At 52.2% G+C, this 20,457-nt stretch carries 25 protein-coding genes; 5 read left to right on the forward strand and 20 right to left on the reverse strand.

Annotated elements, in window-relative coordinates; all coding sequences use genetic code 11:
- Positions 1 to 61: 61 nt before the first annotated feature.
- The 11 genes from ftsH to DW965_RS07285 form a co-directional block, all read right to left on the reverse strand.
- On the reverse strand, positions 62 to 1,780 hold the full coding sequence (gene ftsH, locus DW965_RS07240) for an ATP-dependent zinc metalloprotease FtsH (protein WP_305764537.1): 1,719 nt from the start codon (positions 1,778 to 1,780) through the stop codon (positions 62 to 64).
- 11 nt (positions 1,781 to 1,791) lie between these two features.
- A complete protein-coding gene (locus DW965_RS20395; RefSeq protein ID WP_256372850.1) occupies positions 1,792 to 1,923 on the reverse strand; it encodes a hypothetical protein in 132 nt (43 codons plus the stop codon).
- 9 nt (positions 1,924 to 1,932) lie between these two features.
- Positions 1,933 to 2,469 carry a hypoxanthine phosphoribosyltransferase gene (hpt, locus tag DW965_RS07245; protein WP_117801456.1) on the reverse strand — a complete coding sequence of 179 codons (537 nt, stop codon included), beginning with the start codon at positions 2,467 to 2,469 and terminating at the stop codon, positions 1,933 to 1,935.
- Positions 2,466 to 3,887, reverse strand: coding sequence for a tRNA lysidine(34) synthetase TilS (gene tilS, locus DW965_RS07250; RefSeq protein ID WP_119198186.1), 1,422 nt, complete (start codon positions 3,885 to 3,887; stop codon positions 2,466 to 2,468). The genes hpt and tilS overlap by 4 nt, the downstream gene beginning before the upstream one ends.
- Positions 3,888 to 3,902: 15 nt before the next feature.
- The gene (locus DW965_RS07255; protein ID WP_055218705.1) at positions 3,903 to 5,384 is read right to left on the reverse strand and encodes a SpoIIE family protein phosphatase; all 1,482 of its coding nucleotides are present in this window, start codon (positions 5,382 to 5,384) and stop codon (positions 3,903 to 3,905) included.
- A gap of 74 nt (positions 5,385 to 5,458) precedes the next feature.
- On the reverse strand, positions 5,459 to 5,788 hold the full coding sequence (locus tag DW965_RS07260) for an FtsB family cell division protein (RefSeq protein ID WP_022462107.1): 330 nt from the start codon (positions 5,786 to 5,788) through the stop codon (positions 5,459 to 5,461).
- A 100-nt stretch (positions 5,789 to 5,888) separates the two neighbouring features.
- Positions 5,889 to 6,296, reverse strand: coding sequence for a spore cortex biosynthesis protein YabQ (gene yabQ / locus DW965_RS07265; RefSeq protein ID WP_117509465.1), 408 nt, complete (start codon positions 6,294 to 6,296; stop codon positions 5,889 to 5,891).
- Positions 6,297 to 6,298: 2 nt separating this feature from the next.
- Positions 6,299 to 6,577, reverse strand: coding sequence for a sporulation protein YabP (yabP, locus tag DW965_RS07270; RefSeq protein ID WP_330410109.1), 279 nt, complete (start codon positions 6,575 to 6,577; stop codon positions 6,299 to 6,301).
- Between the two features lie 87 nt (positions 6,578 to 6,664).
- On the reverse strand, positions 6,665 to 6,904 hold the full coding sequence (locus DW965_RS07275) for an RNA-binding S4 domain-containing protein (protein WP_119198187.1): 240 nt from the start codon (positions 6,902 to 6,904) through the stop codon (positions 6,665 to 6,667).
- 10 nt (positions 6,905 to 6,914) lie between these two features.
- Positions 6,915 to 7,187: an HU family DNA-binding protein gene (locus DW965_RS07280; RefSeq protein WP_022462103.1), complete on the reverse strand. Its 273-nt coding sequence runs from the start codon at positions 7,185 to 7,187 to the stop codon at positions 6,915 to 6,917.
- Between the two features lie 241 nt (positions 7,188 to 7,428).
- On the reverse strand, positions 7,429 to 8,406 hold the full coding sequence (locus tag DW965_RS07285; RefSeq protein ID WP_117509466.1) for a phosphotransferase: 978 nt from the start codon (positions 8,404 to 8,406) through the stop codon (positions 7,429 to 7,431).
- Between the two features lie 248 nt (positions 8,407 to 8,654).
- On the opposite strand from DW965_RS07285, the gene DW965_RS07290 reads away from it, so the two are divergent.
- Positions 8,655 to 9,581: a beta-N-acetylhexosaminidase gene (locus DW965_RS07290; protein ID WP_119198188.1), complete on the forward strand. Its 927-nt coding sequence runs from the start codon at positions 8,655 to 8,657 to the stop codon at positions 9,579 to 9,581.
- Positions 9,578 to 10,519, forward strand: coding sequence for a hypothetical protein (locus tag DW965_RS07295; RefSeq protein WP_119198189.1), 942 nt, complete (start codon positions 9,578 to 9,580; stop codon positions 10,517 to 10,519). Before DW965_RS07290 ends, DW965_RS07295 begins: the two co-directional genes overlap by 4 nt.
- A gap of 74 nt (positions 10,520 to 10,593) precedes the next feature.
- Here DW965_RS07295 and DW965_RS07300 read toward each other — a convergent pair whose 3' ends face one another.
- Positions 10,594 to 11,922, reverse strand: a complete 1,329-nt coding sequence (locus DW965_RS07300) for a CCA tRNA nucleotidyltransferase (RefSeq protein ID WP_117801461.1) — start codon at positions 11,920 to 11,922, stop codon at positions 10,594 to 10,596.
- Between the two features lie 141 nt (positions 11,923 to 12,063).
- Here DW965_RS07300 and DW965_RS07305 point away from each other — a divergent pair, with 141 nt between their 5' ends.
- Positions 12,064 to 13,473, forward strand: a complete 1,410-nt coding sequence (locus DW965_RS07305; protein ID WP_158582817.1) for an AI-2E family transporter — start codon at positions 12,064 to 12,066, stop codon at positions 13,471 to 13,473.
- Between the two features lie 75 nt (positions 13,474 to 13,548).
- On the opposite strand, the gene DW965_RS07310 is transcribed toward DW965_RS07305, so the two are convergent.
- From DW965_RS07310 to DW965_RS07345, 8 genes are all read right to left on the reverse strand, one after another.
- Positions 13,549 to 13,935 (reverse strand): glycoside hydrolase family 30 beta sandwich domain-containing protein, encoded by a 387-nt coding sequence (locus tag DW965_RS07310; RefSeq protein WP_117813681.1) that lies wholly within the window; start codon positions 13,933 to 13,935, stop codon positions 13,549 to 13,551.
- A gap of 94 nt (positions 13,936 to 14,029) precedes the next feature.
- Entirely contained in the window at positions 14,030 to 14,518 is a 489-nt protein-coding gene (locus tag DW965_RS07315) for a deoxycytidylate deaminase (RefSeq protein ID WP_022462096.1), read from the reverse strand.
- A 43-nt stretch (positions 14,519 to 14,561) separates the two neighbouring features.
- Positions 14,562 to 15,191 (reverse strand): uracil phosphoribosyltransferase, encoded by a 630-nt coding sequence (upp, locus tag DW965_RS07320; RefSeq protein WP_022462095.1) that lies wholly within the window; start codon positions 15,189 to 15,191, stop codon positions 14,562 to 14,564.
- A gap of 24 nt (positions 15,192 to 15,215) precedes the next feature.
- On the reverse strand, positions 15,216 to 15,659 hold the full coding sequence (gene rpiB, locus DW965_RS07325; protein ID WP_055218692.1) for a ribose 5-phosphate isomerase B: 444 nt from the start codon (positions 15,657 to 15,659) through the stop codon (positions 15,216 to 15,218).
- Positions 15,660 to 15,699: 40 nt separating this feature from the next.
- Positions 15,700 to 16,086 carry an arsenate reductase/protein-tyrosine-phosphatase family protein gene (locus tag DW965_RS07330; RefSeq protein ID WP_147397711.1) on the reverse strand — a complete coding sequence of 129 codons (387 nt, stop codon included), beginning with the start codon at positions 16,084 to 16,086 and terminating at the stop codon, positions 15,700 to 15,702.
- Between the two features lie 29 nt (positions 16,087 to 16,115).
- Positions 16,116 to 17,165, reverse strand: coding sequence for an L-threonylcarbamoyladenylate synthase (locus DW965_RS07335; protein ID WP_118666356.1), 1,050 nt, complete (start codon positions 17,163 to 17,165; stop codon positions 16,116 to 16,118).
- Positions 17,166 to 17,265: 100 nt separating this feature from the next.
- Positions 17,266 to 19,215, reverse strand: a complete 1,950-nt coding sequence (locus DW965_RS07340; protein WP_117509472.1) for a fructose-1,6-bisphosphatase — start codon at positions 19,213 to 19,215, stop codon at positions 17,266 to 17,268.
- A 28-nt stretch (positions 19,216 to 19,243) separates the two neighbouring features.
- Positions 19,244 to 19,699 carry a putative ABC transporter permease gene (locus DW965_RS07345; protein ID WP_158565061.1) on the reverse strand — a complete coding sequence of 152 codons (456 nt, stop codon included), beginning with the start codon at positions 19,697 to 19,699 and terminating at the stop codon, positions 19,244 to 19,246.
- Between the two features lie 150 nt (positions 19,700 to 19,849).
- On the opposite strand from DW965_RS07345, the gene DW965_RS07350 reads away from it, so the two are divergent.
- Together DW965_RS07350 and DW965_RS07355 are read left to right on the forward strand one after the other, a co-directional pair.
- Entirely contained in the window at positions 19,850 to 20,077 is a 228-nt protein-coding gene (locus DW965_RS07350) for a hypothetical protein (protein WP_118697467.1), read from the forward strand.
- A 45-nt stretch (positions 20,078 to 20,122) separates the two neighbouring features.
- Positions 20,123 to 20,440, forward strand: a complete 318-nt coding sequence (locus DW965_RS07355) for a hypothetical protein (protein WP_243036489.1) — start codon at positions 20,123 to 20,125, stop codon at positions 20,438 to 20,440.
- Positions 20,441 to 20,457 lie beyond the last annotated feature (17 nt).

Here is a 20,457-nt window from a genome sequence, read left to right on the forward strand (position 1 = left end):
AAAAAACCTGCAAAAAACTTTTTTTGTTCTCTGCAGGTTTTCTATTGCAAATAAAAAGATATCAGATTTCTCCAGAAACTTCCGGTGCTGTTCCTGTCATCTGTGCTTCCTGCTCAAAAATGGCTTCGAATTCAGCACGGCTCAGCTTCTCTTTTTCCATCAGCTGCTTTGCACACTCATGCAGCACATAGGAATGCTCCAGAATAATCTGTTTCGCCTGATCGTGGCATTTCTCGATCATCTGGCGGACTTCCTCATCGATGGCTGCGGCTACATTCTCGCTGTAGCTCTTCGTATGGCCCCAGTCGCGGCCGATGAAGACCTCATCCGAGTCGGAATCGTAAGCGACAAGACCAAGGTTCTCAGACATACCGTACTTCGTAATCATGGAACGCGCGGTAGCCGTCGCCTGTTTGATATCCTGGGATGCGCCCGTTGTGATATCGTCGAAGATCAACTCCTCTGCCACACGGCCGCCGAGGCATACGGTGATGTACTGCATCATTTTGCCTCTCGTCTGGAACATATCATCGTTCTCCGGCTGCGGCATCGTGTAGCCCGCTGCGCCAGGACCTGTCGGGATAATGGAGATCGTGTAAACCGCCTCCATATCCGGCAGCATATGGAACAGGATCGCATGGCCTGTCTCATGGTATGCGGTGATCCGTTTTTCTTTATCCGAAATGACTTTACTGCGCTTCTCCGCACCGATGCCCACTTTGATGAAAGCAGACTTGATATCGGACTGGCGCACAAATCTTCTGCGGTCCTTTGCCGCCATAATCGCTGCCTCGTTCAGCAGGTTCTCCAGCTCTGCGCCGGTGAAGCCTGCGGTCGTCTGCGCGATCTGTTTCAGATCCACATCCTCGGCCAGCGGTTTGTTCTTTGCATGGACTTTCAGGATTTCCTCACGGCCCATGACATCCGGCGGTCCTACAACCACGCGGCGGTCAAAACGGCCCGGACGGAGAATCGCCGGATCCAGGATATCGACACGGTTCGTCGCTGCCATCACGATGATGCCCTCATTGACGCCGAAACCATCCATCTCAACGAGAAGCTGGTTTAATGTCTGCTCTCTCTCATCGTGGCCGCCGCCCATACCGGTGCCTCTTCGTCTTGCCACGGCGTCGATCTCATCGATGAAGATGATGCACGGCGCATGTTTTTTTCCTTCCTCAAACAGGTCGCGGACACGGGAAGCGCCGACGCCGACGAACATTTCCACGAAATCGGATCCGGAAATGCTGAAGAACGGCACGCCTGCCTCTCCTGCAACAGCTTTCGCCAGAAGGGTTTTACCGGTTCCAGGAGGGCCCACAAGAAGAACTCCTTTCGGGATTCTCGCACCGACCTGTGTATATTTCTCCGGTGCTTTCAGGAAATCGACCACCTCAACAAGGTCTTCTTTTTCCTCTTTTAAGCCCGCAACATCGCGGAACAGGACTTTTTTGTCTTTATCGGTGGACATATGGGCGTTGCTTTTTCCAAAATTCATCATTTTGTTTCCGCCGCCTCCACCGCCGCCCATGGAGCGGTTCATCATCGACATGCCGAAAAGAAGGATCATACCGAGCAGCAGGGCCGGCAGGACAGACGTCATGAAAATGCTGTCTCTCTGGACATTCTGTACGGTGTACGTTACATCAGCATCCTCCAGAAGGCTGATAGCTGCGTTTACGTCGGTCACATTGACCGTATAACTGTCACCGCCCTGCTCCCGTACCACAACGGAGCCGGTCGGCACTTCTTTGTTCTGGACAATCTGCGCGGATGTCACTTTGCCGTCTTTTACGGCGGTTTCAAATTTCTGCTGACTTGGGCTGCTGCCTGCGCTGATTTTCCGGTGATATAGAACATGGCAAGCACGATAATCACCATAAACGCCGCGTAGAGTCCAAATCCACTGCGCTGTCTGTTCATATTTTCTTTTTACTCCTCGTCTTCGTGAAACTCCACTACTCCGATGTATGGAAGATTCCGATATTTCTGTGCGTAATCCAGACCGTAGCCTACGACGAACTCGTCCGGGATATCAAAGCAGGTATAATCTACTTTGACATCGCGCACTCTGCGCTCCGGCTTGTCGAGCAGAGTACACAGGTGTACGGATTTCGGATTTCTCTTTTTCAGGATGTCGATCAGATAGTAAAGCGTTCTTCCGGAATCGATGATATCCTCCACAATCAGAACGTCTTTTCCTTCCAGCGGCTGATCCAGGTCTTTTACAATACGGACAACTCCGCTGGACTTGGTGTCATCGCCGTAACTTGATACGGACATAAAGTCAAGGCTTACCGGCACTGTGATGCGTTTTGCCAGCTCGCACATAAAGAATACGCCGCCTTTTAAAACGCAGATCAGGTGCACTTCCTTTCCTGCGTAATCGCGGTTGATCTGGTCTGCTACTTCTTTAATTCGTCTGTCTACTTCTTCTTCGCTTAATAATACTCTGATTGTCTCTTTCATCTGTTTTCCTCCTTACCAACGCCAATCTGTATCTGCAGAACTGCTTTCGTGTCTTCCCCGACACGGCCGCTCTCTCCTCTGCGATACCCCACGACCCACCAGATCTCCGGTCCGTCGGCGAGCAGCAGAATGGAATCCCGCTCCTCTTTCGGTATCTTGGCATCAATCATATAATCTTTTAGTTTCTTTTTCCCGCCTTTTGCGGTTACTCTCAGATAATCTCCGCTTCTTCTCGTGCGGAGGACAAGACCGTCTTTTATTTTATCACAGTCAAAGCATTTCGTATACTTTTTTTCTTCAATTCTTTCGGGAAAAACCGATGTTTTTTTCACAATCGTGACTGGATTTTCTGCAAATGCGAGACTTTTTTCCTCTTCCCACCCGGCCGGAACCGGAATTGGAACTTCTTCGCCGCTTTTCCTTTTCCGTTCTTCTTTTAAATGCACTCCCTGCTTTTCCAGGCGGAGCGTCTCGTATCCGCGCACGGCGGTGATTCCATACGGCAGGCAGACACTTTTTCCGACCTGCTTTTCAAAAAGTTCCCGCACAGATTCCAGATGCTCCCTGGTAAGATCCTTCCGTTTTCCCGCCAGCTGTTCCAGAACGCGCCGGATCACGTAGCGCTGCAGAAGAGGCGCTTCGCTGCTCACCGCATCACGCAGCACAACCGCATTTTTCTCTGCGGATGCATACCGCTCCATCAGCTGATCCGTCTGCTGCTCCAGATATTCCTCCGTTTCCAGCAGGTCCAGCGATGTCTGTGCCATATGCGCGGCAGTACGCGGATTGACCTCTTCGGTCAGATACGGCAGCACATGGTGGCGGATTCCGTTCCTCGTGTAAGCATCCTCTGCATTCGTGCTGTCCTCACACCAGGAACACTTCCGGCTTTCCAGTTCCTGCCGGATCTCTTTTCGTCCGACGCAGAGAAGCGGACGGATCACATTCCCCCGCACGGGGCGTAAGGAGGCAAGTCCGGCCAGCGACGTTCCCCGTGACAGGTGATGCAGCATCGTCTCCGCAACGTCATCCTGGTGATGGGCGAGCGCAATTTTCACTGCCCCCTGCTCCTTTGCGCACGCTGCAAAAACTTCCTGCCGCGCCGCGCGTCCCGCCTCCTCCGTCGAGAGATGCTTTTCTTTTGCGATCTTCTCCACGGGACAGGAATAGAGATAGAATGGAACATCATATTTCCGGCACAGATTTTCTGCAAATGCCGCATCCCGCCCGGCTTCCGCGCCGCGCAGGTTATGGTTGACGTGGACAGCCAGCAGCGAAAAGCCAAGCGGCTCCTGCAGTTCCCGCAGCAGATGAAACAGGCAGACGGAATCCGCGCCGCCGGAGAGGCCGAGCAGCACGCGTTCGCCTGCCGTTACCATATGATACTGTTCCATAAAGGCTCTTACTTTCTCTCGCATCCTTCGTTTTTACTCCTATTTTTTCCAGATTCTGGCGACCAGAACCGTCATATCATCCCGTGCGCGGCAGCCGCCGAGGCGCAGCACGCGTTCCAAAAGCTCCCGGGCAAATTCCCGCGGCTCGCTGTTTTTCACTTCGAGAAGAAGCTGCTTCATCTGCTCCGTCCTGTCCCCGGGCAGCGCGTCCAGCACTCCGTCCGTCATCATCACAAGGTAATCACCGTCGTACAGCTTTTTCGTTGTGGTATCAAAATCCGTCTGGGAAACGAGACCTGCGGCAAGACTGGTCGACTCCACAACCTCCACCCACGTATCCCGCCTAAGGAACGTCGGCGATGCACCTCCTTTCAAAAAGCTGCAGACGCCTGTGTAGAGATTAATCGAAGCAACATCAAACGTGGAAAACATCCCTTCCTTTGGCTGCAGCAGAAGCATCGAATTGATCATCCGTGCCGCCATGATCCGCGGGAATCCGGCGCGCAGGAACTGTTCAAACAGCTCCACCACCGTCTCGCTCTCCCTGTTTGCCTCGATCCCGGAACCCATGCCGTCCGACAGGCAGAGGACAAACTGGCCGTTTTCGCAGAGCACACTGTAATTGTCCCCGGAGATACTCTCCTGTTCCTTGGTGATGCGTCCCACACCGTAGAGAACCTGGAATTTCACATCCTCCTGAAACAGCACCGTCTGGTATTCTCCGCTTAAGACCTGTGCCCCGTCGCGTACCGCAACCATCGGGATTCCGCACAGGGAACCGATCAGTTCCGCCGTCTGGCGAAGCGTGATCCGGCAGTGACGGCCCGCTTTGACCGTCATATAGATCTGTAAATGCTCTTTCGGCCGCTCCTGGAGCCAGATTTTCTGGACGAAAGCCCCGTTTTTCTTCATCTGGCGGCAGATTTTTTCCGAGAGCTCGTCCGGCAGACTGTTGAGGCTGTACAGATCACACGCGGCGCGGTCCATAATCCCGGCGACTTCACTTAACTGTTCCGCCACCACGCGGCGGCTCTCCGCCACACGCCCCGACCAGAGCGCCGTCTGGCGTTCCTGCTGGTAGCGGTTCCAGAACAGTTCCAGAAAGCGGGAACCGTTCAGGCAGGAGGCATTCCATTCGCCTTTTGCACGGCTGATCTCGTCCTCATCCCCGTCGGCGATTGTCTGAAGAAGTTCCTGGCACCGCTCGCGCGTCAGGTTTCCGTACTGCTCCCAGCACCACGACGCCTTCGCACAGCGGCTACAGACTTCCTGCTGTTCTTTTTCCAGAATCTTGTCCACCCGGCCCGTCTCCGGCATCACACTTTTTGACGGCATCTGGTAAAAGCTCTCTGCCAGAACGCGGAACGAATCGGCGTAGTGCTCCATCTGCAGTTTCTGCGGATGATTGTCATAGACGGCCGCTTCCCGGCGGCTTCTTCTGGCTTCCAAAAAAATTTTAGCCATGTCCCCTGCTGACAGCAATGCGCCGATCAGGAACATGGCAATGATCCACTCCGGCATGTTCCGCTCCTCCTCTCTTTGTTCTGGACTTCAAAGGGGACTGCGAAATCATGCCCTTTCTTTATCTGTTTTGTTTATTTCGACTGGGATTCTTTAAATAAAATCTCATTATCCTTTACCATGCCAAGTTTTTCTCTTGCCGTTTTTTCTATGTACTCATCGGTCTGCATGTATTCTTTCAAGGCGGTAATATCATCGGTGCGCTGCTTCTCCTCTTCAATCTGGCTGTCCAGACTGGAAAGACGGGATGCATTTGCATTGACCTTCTGCTGAAGGCTGATTCCCTTTACGGTAAGGACTGCAACCAGGCAGCACAGGACTACGGTAATTGAGAACTCTGTTGTACGGCTCTTCTTTCTGACTTTTTTCTTTCGGCCAGAATTCTTTTCTTCCCTTTCTTTCATTCTTTTCTTTACCCTTGCTTTCTATTTTCCAACCGTCTGCAGCCAAACTATCTGTTGTTTTTCGTCCGCAGACTTGTTTCTTTTGTTCTTACATGTGTAGTTACATCTTACCGTTCTTCCCATGAAATTTCAACCTTTTTCTCCGTTTTTTCATACTTTTTACCAGCCATTTTCCTGGAAAAGCGAGGATTCGCCCTGCTTTTTTGATTCCCTTTGCCAGAAGTTCCGGAAGAAAGCGTCCAAACGATGCGTGGTACAATGCAGCGCCCCCAAGGATGCCGCCAAACAGATACCCGCGGAGAATGCCGCTGTTCTCTCCGTAAATCCGTACAAACAGATACAGCGCTGCCGCAATCCAGTAGCAGAGGTCCTCTGCAGATACCGCCGCATGGCTGTGGCGGATCAGTTTCCGCGCTGTCTTGATCAGATCATACCAGAACCCCAGGACTGCCCCCTGCCAGATGGAACAGGCGAACAGAATCAGCTCCCGGGTGACATACGCACTCATTTTTACCGGAACAGCCGCGCAAGCGCAGACCCCTTCTTCTGCAGCGGCCCATGTTCCGTATAGACCAGGCTGTCGATGCTGCCTTCGATATCCGCCTCTCCCTTTTCCAGCTCCAGGCGGCCCACATGCAGCTCTTTTCCGCGGATGGTAAGAACACCGCAGACGGTCACGAGCAGAACTTCGTTCTCATCAAAGCTTTTCACATCCTGCACGCCGCCAAGAGAAAGTGTTTTCCGCTGTTCCAGCAAAAGGCGGTGCGCCTGTTCGTTCATCTCCCCCATACAAAAAACCTCCATACAATGGTCTATACACCCATTATATGAAGGTTTTCTCTTTTTATTCGCTGCACATGAATCCTGCCGCACTTCTTATAAGTAGCGGTAAAACTCCTGTGCTTCTTCTTTTTTCACGGTTTCCTGCACATTCAGCACTTCTACCCTGACGGATTTACTTCCGAACTGAATTTCCAGTACATCTCCTGCCTTGACCTGTGCGGATGCTTTTGCCGGTCTGTCGTTGACGAGGACACGGCCTGCATCACAGGCTTCATTGGCTACGGTACGCCGCTTGATCAGTCTTGATACTTTTAAAAATTTATCTAAGCGCATAGATTTTTACTTAGTTCATCATGTCCTTTAAAGCTTTTCCTGCTTTGAATTTCGGAGTTTTGGAAGCTTTGATTTCCATGGTCTCGCCAGTCTGCGGATTTCTTCCTTCTCTTGCTGCTCTTTCGGATACTTCGAAGGTACCAAAGCCTACCAGCTGAACTTTCTCACCTTTCTTTAATTCTTCAGATACTACATCGATAAATGCTTTTAAAGCAGCCTCTGCATCTTTTTTGGATAAATTTGTCTGCTCAGCCATAGCTGCAACTAATTCTGTTTTGTTCATGAGTTTTACTCCTCCTGTATCTTACATTTGTTTTTTACATGGTACGCGGGCCCGCTGATACACACGACCTGCCCTGCCGGCTGTTTTTCTTCCGGATGATCAGTCTGTTACGTTGACCGGCTTTTTCGCGTAGCTGTATATATTTATATACTAATGCGTCTCTCTTGTCAAGAAAAAAGTCCCCCATACCAGCGGTTTTATGGCGATTTCTGCCCAAAACAGACTCTTTTCCACCGCACGGTTAAAAGAAGGATCCCTTAACAAACCGCAGCCAGTCTGCCTGCTGCGCATTGAGTGTTTTTAGTTTCTCCGTATTCCGCCCGGATATCCACGATTTTCTGCTTCCGTAGTAGCGGTTTGCCAGTTTCCAGTATTTCCACGGATAGGAAAGATAGAGGCGGAGTGTCTCGATTTCCCCCTCATCGAGCGGCCGTCTGGCGCTGTAGGCGTTTAAGATCCGTTCTGCCGCGCGCTCGCTCCAGCCGTGTTTTTCCAGAATTTTCCGCATAAAATAGCCAAGATCTGCCACCTGGAGATCGAAGTTCCACTTGTCGAAATTGACCGCCGTTTCGCCTCTGCCGTTTTCCAGCAGAATATTGTGCTGGCTGAATTCCCCGTGGCAGACGGCGCCTTCTTCGTCCGCCCGCTGCCGCAGTTTTTCATAGGAAGAAGCTTTCATTTCCGCGGCCGCCCGCTCTCCCTGTTCCAGATACGGACCGGCGCTTGCCAGCAGCAGTTTTTCAAACTCATTTTTCTTCTTTTTTGTCTGCAAATACTTTCGGATCTTTCGAATTTCCACATTGTGGCGGATGCACTCCTCCACGATGGATTCCCTCCGGTATTCCATTTTCACCGGCAGATGAGCTGCCGTATGTAGCCGCGCCAGCGCGTCCGAGGCGCGGATAAGATCCTCACTGTTTCCCGTCTCACATTCCCGGCCCGGGTACCAGTTCCGCACAATGTACGTTCCTCCGTCGTCCCCGCGCGTTGCAAGCGCTCCCTCTTCGTTCCGCAGAATCTGATCGCACCGCAGGAGCCCCGACTCCGTGATGCGGCACTGTAGAAGATACCGCTGCTCCAGTTTTTCCGCCGCCGTCCCGAACTCGCTGATCAGCTTATCCCCCTGTTCGGTGTGGCACAATAAAGCGCCCCGCACCCGCATTGTGCCGGAAGCCGTAAGACCGTAATGGGACAGCACACTCAATCCATAATCATACAAGAGCCTGACTCCTTTCCCTGTTGTGATCGTTTTTGGGGTCACGATTCAATGTATGCGTATCCGCCCTGTGCCATGCATACTGGTTTCTGTTTTTTCTTTCATCCCAAAAGCAATGTTGAAAGTGTTTTCTTTTTCTCTTATTTTATTGTTTTTAATTTCACCGCATGGTAAAATATTCCAAACTTGACAGGATGAAAAACACCTGTTATGGGGTTCTCTAAAATCATTTTATTTTAAGGAGGGTTTTTATGATTTTCTTACCACAGCCATCTTCCCTTTCCTACGGAGAGGGCACCTTTACAATTCACTATGACAGCCGCATTTTTCTCGATTCCGAGAGCCCGGCTGAGCTTTTTTCTGCCGCACAGCTTCTGCAGCAGGAGATTGAGACACAGACGGGATTCCGTCCTGCCATCTGCCGCCGTCATCAGCCGGTGGGATCACACCTGATCTATCTGACTGCCTCTCCGGAATTATCCCGTGAGGCTTATACCCTCGCTGTCACACCGGAAAACATCACGATCTGCGGATCTCTGGAAAGCGGCGTTCTCTACGGCGTGCAGACACTCCGTCAGATGATCCGCCAGGCAGGTGCTGTTCTTCCAACCGTCCTGATCTCCGACAAACCGGCCATGGAAAACCGCGGCTTCTACCACGATGCGACCCGCGGACGTGTTCCGACGCTTTCCTATCTGAAACAGCTTGCCGACACCTTGAGCTTCTATAAAATCAATCAGCTTCAGCTCTACATCGAGCACAGCTATCTCTTCGACGATCTGACCGAGATGTGGCGCGACGATACGCCGCTCACTGCAGAGGACATCCTCGAGCTGGACCGCTACTGCAAGGGACTTGGCATTGATCTCGTTCCGTCGCTTGCAAGCTTCGGCCATCTGTACAAGCTGCTCTGCACGAAATCGTATGCACATCTGTGCGAACTGGAAGGCTCTGCTTCGGCTCCGTTCTCCTTCTATGACCGCCAGGCGCACCATACGCTCGATATCACAAACCCGGAGAGCCTCTCCCTTGCCAAACACATTCTTTCCGAATATATGCAGCTCTTCTCCTCGAAGTATTTCAATCTCTGCGCGGATGAAACGTTTGACCTTGGAAAAGGGCTTCCCGCGCACTCGCCGAGGAAAAGGGAACCACCGTCATCTACACCGAGTTTGTGACAGAGCTTGCCAACTATATCACTGAATCCGGCCGCACGCCGATGTTCTGGAGTGATGTCATCAGCCAGGAGCCGGAAGTTTATCATCTCCTGCCGAAGAACCTGATCTGCCTCCACTGGGATTATGCGTCAAATGTTTCATCGGAGCGTCTGACCCGCCTTGCCAATTCCGGTGCCGAGCATCTGTATGTGTGCCCGGGCGTACAGGGATGGAACCAGCTCATCAACAAGTATCATGAGGCGTATGAAAACATTTCCAGAATGGCGCGCTACGGCCACGAATGCCATGCGATGGGACTTCTGAACACTGACTGGGGCGATTACGGCCACATCAATCACCCGGACTTCTCCCGCATCGGCATGATCTACGGCGCGGCGTTCTCCTGGAATGCAGACATTCTGCCGGAGGAGGAAATCAACCGCCAGATTTCCGTGCTGGAATTTGGTGATGCTTCCGGAAAACTCGTTTCCGTGCTCGATCTTCTCTGCCATCAGGATGCGTATCCGTGGCGCACTGCCGTTATGGTACAGGAAGCACTCGAACTGCATCAGGACAAAGAAGAGGCTGCCGAACTGCTCCGCTCCTGCGCGGAAGGCGATGCGGATGCAGCAAATGCTTCAATCGACGCGCTCTGCGCCGTTCTGTACGAGAAAGCCGGCACCGTCCGCCCGGAGAACCGTCCGATGATCTATGCGTACCTGCTCGCCGCAGACGGCCTGAAAGTGCTGAACCGCCTGCTGCCGTTCCTGCGCGCTTCCCTTCTTTCCGAGGGTACTCTGCCGGAGAAAGAAGACTGTTTTGCACTCGCCGGAGATCTCGAACGGTGGCTGCACAGCTATAAAGAGCTGTGGCGCACCGTCTCCAAGGAGAGCGAACTGTACCGCATTGCCCATGTGTTCTGCTGGTATGCGGATCTGCTGCGTGATCTGAACGCATAAAACCAGCAAAAAACAAAAGAGAGCCGGGGACGGATTGTTCTGTCCCCGGCTCTCTTTTGTTTGCCGTTTTGGCTTTACAGCAGTGTTTTTACGTACTCTGTCAGGTATTCTTTTGTATTCTTCGCCGGATCTTTCATCACTTCTTCCAGCGCCGCGTTCAGGCATTCGCCGATTTTCGGGCCTTTTGGGACACCGAGTTCCATCAGATCTTTGCCGGAAACGGCCAGCATTTTCAACGTAAAGCAGTCGCCGTTATCGAGAATTTCTCTGACGCACTCCCTTACCTTTCCGATCCGTTCCAGGGTTTTCTCCCGCTGGTACAGGCTTTTGGCCATCGTATCGGCTTCCTGCACGATCATCAGTTTTTCGAACAGCTCCGGGCCGAGTTTGTTCAGAATACGGCGGATCACCGGTTTCTCCGGAGCCATGCGGCAGTCATGCCAGCGGATCAATGCTGCGACCTGGCGGATGGTTTCGTTGTCGAATTTCAGACGGCGCAGAATCGCTTTCGCCATTTTCTCCCCCGCCGGTGCGTGGCCTTTAAAATGATCGATGCCGGCCTCATCCGTTGTGCGGCACGCCGGTTTTGCAATGTCGTGGAGCAGCATCGTCCAGCGCAGAATCGGATCTGCCGGAACGTGCTGCAGAGCGGCAATCGTGTGCTCACCGACATTATAGCAGTGATGCGGATTGTTCTGCGGCGTTTTCATCAGTTCATCAAACTCCGGCAGCACAATTTTTGTAATACCCGCCTCATAGACGGCCTCCATGTACTCCGGCCGCTTCGAGATCAGCAGTTTATTCAGTTCCACACGGATCCGCTCGGCGCTGATTTTTTCAAGCGTCGGCGCGAGTGCTATGATGGCATCCAGTGTTGCCGGATCGAGTTTGAAGCCGAGCTGTGCGGAAAAGCGGAGGGCACGCAGGATCCGCAGTGCATCCTCACTGAACCGCTCGGTCGGATTTCCGACACAGCGGATGACTTTGCGCTGTAAATCCCTGATTCCATCGAACAGATCCACAAGCCCCTCTTCGTTGTTGTATGCCATCGCATTGATCGTAAAATCACGGCGGCGCAGATCCTCGGCGAGGCTGGAGGTAAAGACCACTTCTTTCGGATGGCGGCCGTCCTCATACTCTCCGTCGATGCGGTACGTCGTGACCTCGTGCGCGCCGCTTCCGGCCAGAACTGTTACCGTTCCGTGCTCCAGTCCCGTATCCACGGTGCGGTCAAAAATTTCTTTTACCTGCTGTGGGGAAGCAGAGGTTGTAATATCCCAGTCGTCCGGCTCCCGCGCAAGAATCGTATCGCGCACACAGCCTCCGACCGCGTACGCCTCGAAGCCTTTCGCATGCAGGGAATCGATTACCATATTTACGCTTGGCGGCATTTTTATCTTCAAATTTGTTATCTCCTTTTTCTAAATCTGCTTTTCCAGTATAGCAGTTTCCTTTTTTTCCCGCAAGTGTGGTTGCGGTTGTATTTTGGGGATTGCATGTGTATAATAGAGGTTAATAAAATTCGAAAGGGGATTTACATTTTTATGAAACTGGATCGTTACCGAAAATATGTCCGGGCCGGCGTTACTGCCTTTCTGGTACTTGCAGCGTCCATGATTTTTTACTACCTGCTCTTCCACCAGACTTCTGTGCGGACCGCCTTTCACAATGTCCTCGACATTCTCTCCCCCCTGATTGCAGCCCTGATTCTCGCCTATGTGATCAGCCCGATCATTAACTTCATAGAACAGCGGATCATCGTCAGACTCTTCGCCCGCCACGGAAAAACACAGTCGGTACGCTGCAAAAAGCTTGTACGGGCGCTTTTGATTCTTCTGACGTACGTCGCCATGCTTTTCGCGCTGTACGGACTCATTGCGACCCTGATCCCGGAGCTGTTCTCAAGTATCACAAACATTGTCTCCAACTTCTCCAACTACGCAAACAACATTCAGGATTTTGCCACAAAAGTGCTGGCGAATTACCCGGAGATGCAGCAGACGGCAGACCAGTACATCTCCATGTTCTCCGCAAAGCTTTCCAACTGGCTGACCAATGACCTGATGCCGATGCTCCGTACGTTCCTTCTGAACCTCTCCGGACAGCTCGTCAACATGGTTACGTTTTTCAAAAACATTCTGCTTGGCGCGATCGTTGCGATCTACATGCTGTACAACAAGGAAAGCTACATTGCCAAGCTGAAAAAAGCAGTCTACGCGCTGCTCGGTCTGGATCACGGAAATGCCGTGATCCGCGACTGCCAGTATGTGAACCAGGAATTCAGCGGATTCCTCGTTGGAAAAGTCATCGATTCGATCATCATCGGTGCCATCTGCTATCTTGTGACGAGCCTGATCGGCACCCCGTACGCACTGCTGGTCAGCGTAATCATCGGTGTGACGAATATCATTCCGTTTTTCGGCCCGTTCCTCGGCGCCGTTCCGTGTCTTCTGCTGATCCTTCTGATCGACCCTCTGCAGGCACTGTATTTCCTGATTTTCGTCGTTCTCCTGCAGCAGTTTGACGGAAACTTCTTAGGACCGAAAATCCTCGGCGAGACGACCGGCGTGTCTAGCTTCCTTATCATCATCTCGATTCTGATCGGCGGCGGCTTCTGGGGTGTCTTTGGCATGATCATCGCCGTTCCGGTCTGTGCCATTATCTGCACGGTCTGCCGCAACTTCGCCAACCGTCGTCTTGAAAAACATCACCTGCCGGATGACGATGCGTTTTACTTCCACATGGACCACATTGATCCGGAAACGAGACAGGCGATCCCATATCAGAAAAAGAAGATCGACGAGGCCGAAGTCTTCCACTTCCCGGGCTACCGGCTGCGCAAAGCGCTGACAAAGCTGGCCACGGAAGAGTCTCCGGTTGATGCGCCGTATACACCGGCAAAGCCTTCGACCGAAGAGAAAAACTCAGATTCTTCCGATTCCGATCAAAAATAAATCGTATCTTACAAAAATGCCTTCTGTGCAGACTGTTTCCATTCTGCACAGAAGGCATTTTTTTATTTTTGCTTTTTATTTCTCGATTACAACCGTGCTGAGTGTCTCTGCTGGAAGATCGACACGCATGATATGTCCGTTGACACGCAGGAAGCAGCCGGAATCCTCTTTTGTGCGGTTCAGCAGGATCACAACGTAGCTTCCGTCTGGATTGACTGCGGCCGTTACATCCAGGTTTGCTCCGTATTTGCTCCAGCCGATGCGTTTTGCACCCGGAGCAATATATTTGGAAATATGGCCGATGTAGTGGTACATGATCGGTTTGCGGTAATGGAAATCATCATCCACAATCAGACCTGAGGTGAATCCCATCGGTACGTGGCGCGGGCCGTCGTCGATGCTGTGGAAAAAGCGGATGCCGATATCCCCGTTTGCCGTAATCCATTCGAAATTGCTCTCCATGGTGCCCTCCCGTTTCTTGTCTTTTCGTGTATACAGACGAAGCGCGTCTGAACTTTCTGTTCGTTCAGGCGCGCTCCTTCTATTATCCTTTCTGCTACAGGGACATGGTAATTTCCCGCCCTGTGCGGTGGTATTTCTGAAAAGTGACTCCGGACGCCTTCATCATCCGTTTCGATGCGATCACGGACGGGGTGTCCGCGTACTTGTCGCAGTCGTAGATCACCGTTTTGATTCCCGCCTGGATAATCGCCTTGCAGCACTCGTTGCATGGGAACAATGTCACATACAGCTTGGCTCCCTCGAGGCTTCCGCCGCGGTAATTCAGGATGGCGTTCAGTTCACTGTGCGTTGTGTAAAGATACTTGTTTTCCAGCGGATTTTCACTTGTCTTTCCCCACGGGAACTCGTCGTCCGAGCAGCCTCTCGGGAAACCGTTGTATCCCATGGACAGAATCTTGTTGTCCTCGCTCACAATGCAGGCTCCCACCTGTGTGTGCGGATCCTTCGAGCGCATACCGGCAAGCTGGGCAACTGCCATGAAATATTCATCCCAGGAAATATAATCCTCTCGTTTATCGCTCATACCCATTTCCCCTGTGTTTTCTTAACGTACTTTGCTTCCGCTCTTATTTCGTACCGAAGATACGGTCTCCGGCATCGCCGAGGCCTGGTACAATGTAGCCGTGCTCGTTCAGATGGTCATCCAGTGCTCCGACGAAAACATCGACATCCGGGTGAACCTCATGCATTTTCTCGATTCCTTCCGGAGATGCGATGATGCACATGAAGTGGATCTTCTTTGCGCCTTTTTCTTTCAGCATGGTGATGGCTGCCGTTGCAGAACCGCCGGTTGCCAGCATCGGGTCGGTTACAAATACTTCACGGCTTGCGATGTCTGACGGAAGTTTGCAGTAATACTCAACCGGTGCCAGGGTTTCCGGATCACGGTACAGACCGATGTGTCCGATTTTTGCTGCCGGAATCATAGCCAGCATACCTTCTACCATACCAAGACCGGCACGGAGGATCGGCACAACTGCCATTTTCTTTCCTTCGAGCTCTTTTACGGTTGTTTTGCAGATCGGGGTTTCAATTTCAACGTCTGTGAGCGGCAGCTCTCTGGTTGCCTCGTAGCACATCAGCATTGCAATTTCGCTGATCATCTCGCGGAACTCCTTGGAGCTTGTGTCTTTCTTTCTGATAATACCGATTTTGTGCTGGATCAGCGGGTGATCCATGATGACTGTTCTTGCCATTTTCCCTTCTCCTTTGTTTAAAATTTATTCATTTTCGCCTTCATGCTCAATCAAATGAATCCGGCGTTCGTGACGCTCTTCTCCGGAAAATGGAGTGTTCAGGAAGGTTTCTACGATTTTGATTGCAAGGCCAGGGCCTACAACGCGTCCTCCCATCGCCAGTACGTTGGCATCGTTGTGCAGGCGGGTTGCCTCTGCGCAGAAGCAGTCGGTGCAGAGTGCTGCACGGATTCCTTCCATTTTGTTTGCCGTGATAGAAATGCCGATTCCGGTTCCGCAGATCAGGATTCCCTTATCACACGTTCCGTTCTGGATCGCATGGCCTACTTTTCTGGCGTAAACCGGATAATCAACTGCCTCGTTGCTGTAGCATCCGAAGTCCTGATATTCCAGTCCCTGTTTGTCCAGATATGCTTTTACCTCCTGCATCAGCTCATATCCGCCGTGGTCGCATCCTAAAGCTATCATTGTTCTTCCTCCTCTTTCAGCCGCGCAAGAACACCTTCAATCAGGAATTCCAGCGCTTCATAACATTTTCCGTATTCGGTAAGCGGTTCCCCGTAAAGGCGGGGATGTCTCCTGCCAGCCGCAGAAATCCGGCGATCGTCTGCAGATGGGGCGCATCCGGGAAGTCCTCACGGATCTTTTCCCTCTGACTGTCCTCCATCACAAGAAGCAGCGTGTCGTCGTTGATGTCCTCCGCGGTAAGCGGTGTGGTGGTGTGGTCTTTGGCCGAAAGCCCGTTGCGCGCAAGCACTGCCTCTACCTTCTGGTTGACCGGCTGCGGAAACAGAACGACAAGCCCGCGGGAACCAATTTCCATCGGCCACGGAAGCTCTTTGCTCTGCAGAATCGCCTTCGCCATCGGTGCGCGCGCGGTATCGTCCGCGTCCACAAATAAAATCCTGCTGTAATGTTTCACTGTTATACCTCTGCTACTTTGTGGCCTGCGGCTTTTAACAGGCGGTTCATGATCGCCTGCCCCATACGCGGGGTGTCGAAAGCCTCGGAATAAATCACTTCCACGCCGTCCTCATCGAAGTCGCGCAGAATCGCAAACAGGTGATGCGCGATCGTCTCATCTTCGGCGCGCAGCCCGATGCTCTTGATATCTCCTGTGGTGTACTGCTCCCGTGTCTCATCGGTGCAGATTACGCCCACTTTCTTTCCTGCCTTTTCCTGTTCTGTGGCAAGGCGGTTGATTTCCGGAATCACCCGTTCCATCTCGCCCTGGATAATCGTAAGGTCTGCCTTCGGCGCATAATGTTTGTAGCGCATGCCCGGTGCCTTCGGACGCACATGGCTGTCCTCCGCAAGGATTCCCGGATCGACACGCACGGTTCCAAGCACTTTTTCCAGCATCTCTTTGTTGTAATAGCCCGGGCGGAGAATCGTCGGAATCTCCTCTGTAAAATCGACGATGGTGGATTCGAGGCCGATCTCGGCGTCTCCTCCGTCGATGATACAGTCAATTTTGTCCCCAAGGTCCTCGATCACATGCTCGGCTTTCGTCGGGCTCGGCCGGCCTGATGTATTGGCGCTCGGCGCTGCGATGAAGCCGCCTCCGGCTAAGATCAGTGCGTTTGCCACTTTGTTGCTCGGGTAGCGCACGGCTACGGAGGTAAGGCCTCCCGTCGTCTCGAGCGGAACGGCATTTGTTTTCTCAAAAATCATCGTCAGCGGTCCCGGCCAGCATGCGGCTGCCAGTTTGCGTGCACTCTCCGGCACGTTTGCCGCTACGGTTTCGAGGTCCTCCATTCTTCCGATGTGGACGATCAGCGGGTTGTCCGACGGACGGCCCTTTGCCGCATAAATTTTCTCGGAAGCTTTGGCATCCAGCGCATTTCCGCCAAGACCATATACGGTCTCGGTCGGGAATGCCGCCAGACCGCCGTTTTTCAGAATCTCTCCTGCTTTTTCGATCGCGCTCTGATCTATGTTATCTTCTGTCATCCTGGCAATCCATGCCCTCATATGTTTCTTCCTTCTTTCCATCTGTTCCAGCGCACAGTGTTTCCATCTGCGCACACTGTTTTGATTATACCATTTTCCGGCGCAGTTGAAAACCCTTGATTTAAAGAAGCTCTTTTAACTGAGCCGTGCGATACGCCTCGATCAGTTCCTTTAATTCACGGATGCGCTGCCGGATCTGCCGTCCCTGATCCGTATCGCCGACTAACTGGCGCTTCATGTTGTACCGCACCGCCACCTGGCGGGAGACAATATCCTTCTCCTCCTGGATTGCTTTTTCCGTCGATTCAAACGGCTCGTGCGCGGTGAGGCTGAGGCCGTACGAGTTGTAAATCAGCGTGTAACCCGCGATGCCGGTTTCTTTGTGGTACGCCCTGCAGAAGCCGCCGTCGATGATCAGCACCTTGCCGCCGCATTTGACCGGGCTTTCACCGGCACTCTGATGTACCGGGACGTGGCCGTTGATAATATGTACATTTTCACCGGCAAGCCCGAACTCCTGTAAGATCCGGTCCGCCGTCTCCTCTTTCTCGATCAGACGGTAATACGCGTTTTTCACCTCGGTCCAGGTCTCTTTTTCTGCGAGGAAATACCGCTCAAATGTTGTCATCTTGTCGCGGCCGTACAGCGGGGAATTCGGCGCGGTCCACAGATACCACAGCGTATTGCGGCCCTGCTCCCGTTTTTTCGGATCGCGGCTTACAAATGCGCGGCGCACGTTGTGCTCGAGGATATCGTACAGTGCTTTTCCCTTGTATTTCTTTCCGTCGACCTGTACCTCTTTTAAGGTGCCGTCCTCATTCATCGGCATGCAGCCGTGGTACAGCAGATTTCCATTGTAGACGCGGTAGAGGCTTCCTTTTTTGAGCAGGAAATCGACGTGCGCCTGCAGTTTTTCGCTGTTTCGGAAGGCGAAGATCAGCTTATCGAGCACTTCTGCCTCTTTTTCTGTCAGCTCATCCGGATGCGCCGGGTCGATCGTCGGAAAGCTCTTGTCGCGCAGAGCATACGTTTTCTCCCCAATCGTCACCGTTCCGTTCTGGTAATCGATCTTTTCCAGCAGACGGCGGTTTTCCATGCCGTACTCCGGGTTCTCACGGATCAGACGGTTCTCGAGCTTTAACTGCATTACGGTGATGGCCTTGTGCATGCGGCGCTCCAGCATCTGCTGGGAATTTCCGCTGTCCTCGCCGCCTTTTGCGGCAAAGCATTCGCACGGATCATCGCCGTACGTCTCGAGAGCAAAGGTGGCAAGCGGAAGCATATTGATGCCGTAGCCGTCCTCCAGCACATCGAGATTGCCGTAGTGGAGGCAGATGCGGATCGTGCTGGCCACGCACGCCGGCTGGCCGGTCGCAGCGCCCATCCAGAGCACATCGTGGTTGCCCCACTGGATATCAAGGGAATGGTAATTCATCAGGCAGTCCATGATTTTATACGGCTCCGGACCGCGGTCAAAGATGTCGCCGATGATGTGGAGATGATCAACAACGAGCCGCTGAATCAGCTCTGCCACGGCAATGATGAAGTTCTCGGCGCTTCCGATTTCGAGGATAGTCTGGATGATCGCCTCGTAGTATGCTTCTTTGTCGAGCACCTCCGGCTTTTCGGTGATCAGCTCCTCGATGATATAGCCATAATCCGCCGGCAGGGCTTTCCGCACTTTGGCACGGGTGTATTTGGAAGAAACGATTTTGCAGACGTCGATCAGGCGGTACAGCATGACCTTGTACCAGTCATCGATGTCCTCCTGCTGCTTTTTCTCCATCTCCAGGCGCTCTCTCGGGTAATAGATAAGGGTTGCAAGCGCACGTTTTTCCGAAATGCCGAGCGTGTGGCCGAAGACATCGTCAATCTTCTTTCGCACGGCACCGGAACCGTTGCGGAGTACATGAGAAAAGGCTTCGTATTCGCCATGAATATCCGAAAGGAAATGCTCCGTGCCTTTGGGAAGGTTAATAACGGACTGCAGATTGATGATTTCGGTCGCTGCTTTTTCGATGGTCGGGTACAATTCTGCGAGATATTCCAGATAATTTTTTTCGTTTTCCATGAGGACCTCCTGCCTGGGTTGTTTTTTCTTATTTTATAACGAACTCCCCTTCGGCACAACCCTTTTTCTTCTTTCGATACACCGGGTGCGTCCCCTCGTGGAAGATATAATAGCTCACATAGTCCGTAAGAAAAATCCCAACCACCGAGAGCAGATACCAGATCCCGAAAAACCACGGGCAGATCAGCCCATCGCAGAAGGAAAACGGCAGCGCACTGTAGTCCCACATACGGTAATGCAGCACCCGCAGGGAAAACATTCCCGAATACAGTTCGATGGCCGTGATCAGAACCGCAGATACCATCATCTGAAACGCCAGCGGAAAGCGGCGCAGCCCGGCGTCTTCCAGCATTCCGATTCCTGCAAGGGACAGTCCTCCGGCAATGCCCATCAGGCGGAAGCTGTAACCGCGGTAGGTGACTTCGATGGCAATATAAATGCAGTAGCCCAAAAGAAAAAACAGCAGATACTTCTTCGCTTTCATTCGTTTTTCTCCCATTCTAATTGAGAATCTTTTCTCTTATTCCCAGTATCTCTGTCTTCTCTCTTTTTATCCGCTTGCATTTTTTCTTTTCCATGTTACAATACTTTCATGTTTCAAAAGAAGTTTCAAATAGAAAGGACAGAAAAAAGAATGGCATTTAACCCAATGAAGTTAATGGAATTAAAAAATCTGAGAGACCGTTTCGCCCAAAACCACCCGAAGTTCGTAAAATTCATGAGCGATCTCGCATCCTCGCAGATCGAGGAGGGAACGATTCTCGAAGTCACGGTGAAAAAACCGGACGGCCGAACGATGGTTTCCAATATCAAGGTGACTGCTTCGGATCTTGAAATGCTGCAGGCAATCAAACAGATGTAACATATTTTTCGTGGCAAAAAGCCGCTTTCGACGAGCGGCAGGCTTTTGGACGCACGGTATTCCTCGAGATACTGCGTCACCGTCTTTCCCGTCATTTTCCGGAAGAGGCGGCAGCAGACCTCGCGGGACAGATGCACTTGCTCACCAAGCTTTTCGAGCGAAATCACGGATTCTTACCATTACTCCGATGCATTCCTGACGATCGAAGCGCCGTTCTACTTCCTGCTCGGCCTTCTCGCCGTCTACCGCACCTCGATTCAGAGTATGCAGAACGGACGCGCACCGTTTGCCTGGTTCGGTGCGGTTGCACTGCTGATTCCAGTCTACTATCGGATGATGATGAAGCCTGTAAAAACAGTGTAATCAAAATTGGTCCACCG

The organism is Blautia sp. AM47-4 (assembly GCF_003479865.1).
In the GTDB taxonomy this organism is placed as follows: Bacteria; Bacillota; Clostridia; order Lachnospirales; family Lachnospiraceae; genus Fusicatenibacter; species Fusicatenibacter saccharivorans.